The organism is Aminicella lysinilytica, from assembly GCF_004362975.1.
In the GTDB taxonomy this organism is placed as follows: domain Bacteria; phylum Bacillota; class Clostridia; order Peptostreptococcales; family Anaerovoracaceae; genus Aminicella; species Aminicella lysinilytica.
The window spans coordinates 1-4386 of the sequence record NZ_SNXO01000071.1; the positions used below are offsets into that span (position 1 = coordinate 1).

A 4386-nucleotide genomic window follows, 5' to 3' on the forward strand; every position below is an offset into this window, starting at 1 on the left:
GATGTGAAACTTGCAAATCGCTTTTGGGGTTCGTCGGCAACTACGCCCCACATGGACTTTCACCACAGATTGACGGCATGCCCGTCATACTAAAACCTGGTAGCCACACTGTTGTGCAACTACCAGGCATAATTAGATATATCTGTTATGATTCTCCTACATTTCTTTTAGTGTCTTTAGCCATCGCCATAATAAATTCCTCGGGAGAAGGTCTTTCATCTCCTAAACTCATCATCTTCCTGTATTCCATTGTATTTTGATCATTGTTGGCATAAGCCACATCTATAGCCTTCTCCATTTCGGCATAAACCTGTTCTGGAGTAGTATCATTTTGGCTTGCTAAACGCTTCAAAATATTACTAAATTCTTTATCCATTTCTTTCCTCCTCATGCCTATAGTATATAGCATTGGGAATCTTCTTAGTACTTACAATTATCAATAATATACTATCAATTTCGACCTTTTTCAACCTTATCAGTATTCCCATTAATTATTCATTCAATCCCTCGCCGGGCTTCGTTGTCATCAGTTTATACAACTTCGTATCCTTTGGAAAACTGTTAGCAAACGGGACGAGACTAGACCCGACCTTGATCAGGCCGTGCCCGGCATCCACGTTAGTTATATACGAAAGCTGCAGATCCGAGATGTTAAGAAGCTTAGCCAGCTCCTCTCTGTCCGTAGCCGCCTGATTCAGCATGACTATGAACTCAGAGTTTGAAAGCATGGTCCTTGCCGTATGTGACTGCAAAAGGTCATCTACATTCTGAGTTATGCCCGTGCAGTAAGCTCCGTACTTTCTTACTCTCTTCCAAAGTTTGAACAGAAACTGCGCCGAATACTCGTGCATAAACAAAAGGTATATCTCATCGATGAACAGAAATGTCTGCTTTCCCTTCTGTCTGTTGCTCGTGATACGGTTCAGGATAGAATCCAGTATGACAAGCATGCCTATTGCTCTCAGCTGTTCGCCCAGTTCAAGGATGTCATAGCATATGAGGCGATTGTCAGTATTTACATTAGTCTGTTTTGCGAAAGTGTTGAGAGAGCCTCTTGTAAAGAGCTCAAGCTCAAGAGCCAGTGACTTTGCCTCTGGCTCCTCCTGTTTAAGAAGCTCATCCCTGAAATCCCGAAGAGTTGGCGGCGTACCTTTGTAGTCACCCTGCTTGTAGTAACGATAAACATTCTCAGTGCAGCGGTCTATAATAGACTGCTGACCTTTTGCAAAGTGATGTCCCGCTATGATCTGCTCGCAAAGCGACTGCAGAAACTGTGACTTCTCTATAATAGGATCCACCTCGCCATAGTCTTTACTCATGTCCATTGCGTTTATGTGATTAGGTGATGTGGCCGAGATCTCTATTACAGATCCACCCATAGCTCTTACAAGTGGCGCATATTCTCGCTCAGGATCTATTATGATTATATCTGCATCTGAAGACAGCATGAGATTCGTGATTTCGTTCTTACCTGTGAATGACTTACCGGAACCGGACACGCCAAGGATGAAGGAATTACCGTTGAGGAGCTTTCTCCTATCAGCAATCATCATGTTCTTGCTTATGACATTCTGCCCATAGTATATCCCGTTTTCGTCGTATACTTCCTGTACCCTGAAGGGCATGAACACCGCAAGGCTCTCTGTAGTGAGCGTCCTGAAGGCATCGATCTTTCTCACCCCGAACGGCAGCGCCGTCATGAGTCCGTCAAGCTGCTGATATCTCAGCACCGAGAGTTGACAGAGATGTTTCCTTGCCGTTGTCAGGATGGCCTCAGTATCATTATCAAGCTGCTTCTTTGTATCCGCAGTATGAACGATTGTAACGACTGCAAACATCATCCTCTGATCTCTTGTAGTAAGATCGTCCAGAAAGTCTTTTGATTCCTTTCTCTGCTGCTCCATGTCGTACGGCACTACCGCAGAAAAGTTGTTGTTCATATTCTGCCTTCTCTGCCAGTTGGTTATATTTGTCTCGACTCCAAGGAGCCTACTCTCGACTTCTCTTACCGCTTCATCTGTCGGTACAGGCACCACATCGATCGAGAGCATCATGTTCCTGTTTACATCGGTAAGCTCCGCAACCATGCTGTCCTTGATATATGACGCATAGTCCCTTAGAAGCAGTACTCTTCCGTATCTGCCGCCTATCATGAAATTGTCTCCATCGTTTTCGAATCCGTCAGGACAGATATAGTCCTTGAAATCCGCGCCCTTCTTCATGTGGTCTGCAAAATCGAAGTGGAAGGTAGTTTCCTCGCCGCTCCTCATGAAGTCGTGTATGATCCTAAGCCTCGCTTCTCCGTCAAGCTCCGTGCAGACAGAGCCAAGTCTTCCGAAGTGTGATATGAGATCGGTCCCCACTCTGGAGAAATATGTCCTTGCATCCTCTATGTCTTTCTTTGCTACCGATACGGTCACATACTTATCCTGCACTATGGAATTCGATCCTGTGGCTTTTTCCATGAGCATATGGTTGTATTCCTGCCTGTACTCGTTGAGGCCGTCTTCCTTCATGTCTATAAGTATCTGCTTCTCAAAATCATCCCTATTGAGCCTTCTGTTGTTGATAGTGATCTTGGTCGTTGCTCCGCTGTCGAAAGAGTTGAGGAGCTCTGAATACTCCAGGAACATTGCCTCCTTATCGTCCTTTGACGCCACCGCGTAGTTTATATCCTCAAAGCGGAACATTTTGCTATACTTGTTTTTTCCGGACAAAAATACCCCGTCCGGCCATATGGTCTTGACGGGGATCATGTCCTGCAGCTTCTTCGGCACCTCGACCTTTTGCTTATCCTGCTTCATCATATTAGTCAGTGTCTTTATCATGCTTTCGTCTCCTCTCTGTTATCCAGGCCAGCATTTTCATTTTCAGCCTGTACGATCTTTTACTTTCTCTTTTCTTTCGCTCTCTTGCGTCCCTGATTGTGGTGACATACATATTGGTATTCCCGAAATCAAGAGTCTTCGGCATGAGTACCTCCGACTTCAGAAATGCCCACAGGAACTTCTCTGCTGTCATCCCGTTATATTTCAGAAAGCCTATGGCAGCAAAAGGCACAGCTGCAACTATGCACACCCAGCTTACTGTCTCAAGGCCCAGGATCGGCCGCAGTGTAAAATACACTACGACCGCGACCCCGCAGGCCAGGACAGAAAAAACGAACTGCCGAAGTGACAGTCCGAAAAACATGGATTCCGTATAGTTACGGATCTCTCTGTTTATCTTAACTTCCATTTGCTACCTCCCTGCCTCTGATACTCTGCTTCCAAGTTCCGGCGCCGCCTGCATGGTCTCAAGCTTTCTTTCTCCCATGTCAAAGTGATAGACACTGTCTGAAAGCACATCCTTTGGCGCGACCACAGAACTGTTTGCATCCTTTACCATATCCGTGAGCTGTCCCGCATCAAAGCCTGCTGATTCCGGTACCACTATGACTTCATGGAGCGAGCTTGGAAGGACATAATACCCCTCACCTATCTTCTCGCTGATCTGCTCCTGGATCTCGGGATAAAAAAGAGCAGAGGCGCCAAGCACTCCACTCGTATTCGACAGGACATACATATTGCTTCTCTCATAGAGAGGTCCTTCTGTGTCCAGGACATTGCTATGTGAGATCCCGAACATATTCCTTTCCATATCCATCATGACCGGCGGATCTACACTTCTCACATTGGAAAGAGCATCAAAGAACAGTTCTCTTTTATCGTAACCGTACTTCTCCATCATATCTTTTGTGATAGTGGTCCTCCATTCTCCATCCTCACCTGATCTCAGCTTTATGTCACAGACAAGAGCGAGGCCATTGCCTACCGGCATATATGGCGTGTTCACAAGATACATGCGGTTGCGCTTCATCTCAAGAAGTCTAAAAGTCAGTTTGTCCTTTATGCTGCTGTAATCAAGCGGAAGCTCATCTGGCTTGATCTCAGGTCTTTTTGCTTCTTTGAACACGTCCGCAACTTCCTGCATCAGTTCTTTCATGGATTCTCCGTTTTCGAAGCGCTCATAGAAGCTGTCAAGATATATGTTAGGCGATATGTCATCATCTCCTTTTTTGAGAGATACTCCGTGAAGCTCTATATCATTACACTTGAGCACTGTATTCATGGCAAGAGTAGTGCCCTTTCTCATATCTTCCGGAAGCTGCTCCAGAAGCTCATCCATTGCCCTTCCCCAAAATTCCTGCTTATTCATTTTTATCTTCTCCTTCCATCAGCATCTCTTTGAATGCTGTGATCCTTTTGATTTGTTCCGACATTTCTACCGTCATTTGTTCCGACATGGTTTTCTTGTATGATGTATTTGAGTCCAAATACATGCATACTCTCCTTTCTTTCTTCAATTTTGATATAATCAATTTAACACTGTGGACTTTTTATGATT

Annotated in this window: 5 protein-coding genes; all 5 read right to left on the reverse strand. The window is 45.1% G+C overall.

What is annotated here, in order from left to right; all coding sequences use genetic code 11:
• Positions 1-145 precede the first annotated feature (145 nt).
• Positions 146-376: a sporulation initiation factor Spo0A C-terminal domain-containing protein gene (locus tag EV211_RS10450; protein WP_166635452.1), complete on the reverse strand. Its 231-nt coding sequence runs from the start codon at positions 374-376 to the stop codon at positions 146-148.
• Between the two features lie 115 nt (positions 377-491).
• Positions 492-2828, reverse strand: coding sequence for a VirB4-like conjugal transfer ATPase, CD1110 family (locus tag EV211_RS10455; protein ID WP_133529379.1), 2337 nt, complete (start codon positions 2826-2828; stop codon positions 492-494).
• Entirely contained in the window at positions 2809-3237 is a 429-nt protein-coding gene (locus EV211_RS10460; RefSeq protein WP_133529380.1) for a PrgI family protein, read from the reverse strand. Before EV211_RS10460 ends, EV211_RS10455 begins: the two co-directional genes overlap by 20 nt.
• A 3-nt stretch (positions 3238-3240) precedes the next feature.
• Entirely contained in the window at positions 3241-4197 is a 957-nt protein-coding gene (locus EV211_RS10465) for a DUF5688 family protein (RefSeq protein WP_133529381.1), read from the reverse strand.
• Positions 4190-4321 carry a hypothetical protein gene (locus tag EV211_RS11020; RefSeq protein WP_279222035.1) on the reverse strand — a complete coding sequence of 44 codons (132 nt, stop codon included), beginning with the start codon at positions 4319-4321 and terminating at the stop codon, positions 4190-4192. Before EV211_RS11020 ends, EV211_RS10465 begins: the two co-directional genes overlap by 8 nt.
• Positions 4322-4386 lie beyond the last annotated feature (65 nt).

What these genes read in the sequence shown, in the direction of transcription:
- EV211_RS10450 (WP_166635452.1), bottom strand. Translation starts at nt 376, where the DNA reads ATGGATAAAGAATTTAGTAATATTTTGAAGCGTTTAGCAAGCCAAAAT.
- EV211_RS10455 (WP_133529379.1), bottom strand. Translation starts at nt 2,828, where the DNA reads ATGATAAAGACACTGACTAATATGATGAAGCAGGATAAGCAAAAGGTC.
- EV211_RS10460 (WP_133529380.1), bottom strand. Translation starts at nt 3,237, where the DNA reads ATGGAAGTTAAGATAAACAGAGAGATCCGTAACTATACGGAATCCATG.
- EV211_RS10465 (WP_133529381.1), bottom strand. Translation starts at nt 4,197, where the DNA reads ATGAATAAGCAGGAATTTTGGGGAAGGGCAATGGATGAGCTTCTGGAG.
- EV211_RS11020 (WP_279222035.1), bottom strand. Translation starts at nt 4,321, where the DNA reads ATGTATTTGGACTCAAATACATCATACAAGAAAACCATGTCGGAACAA.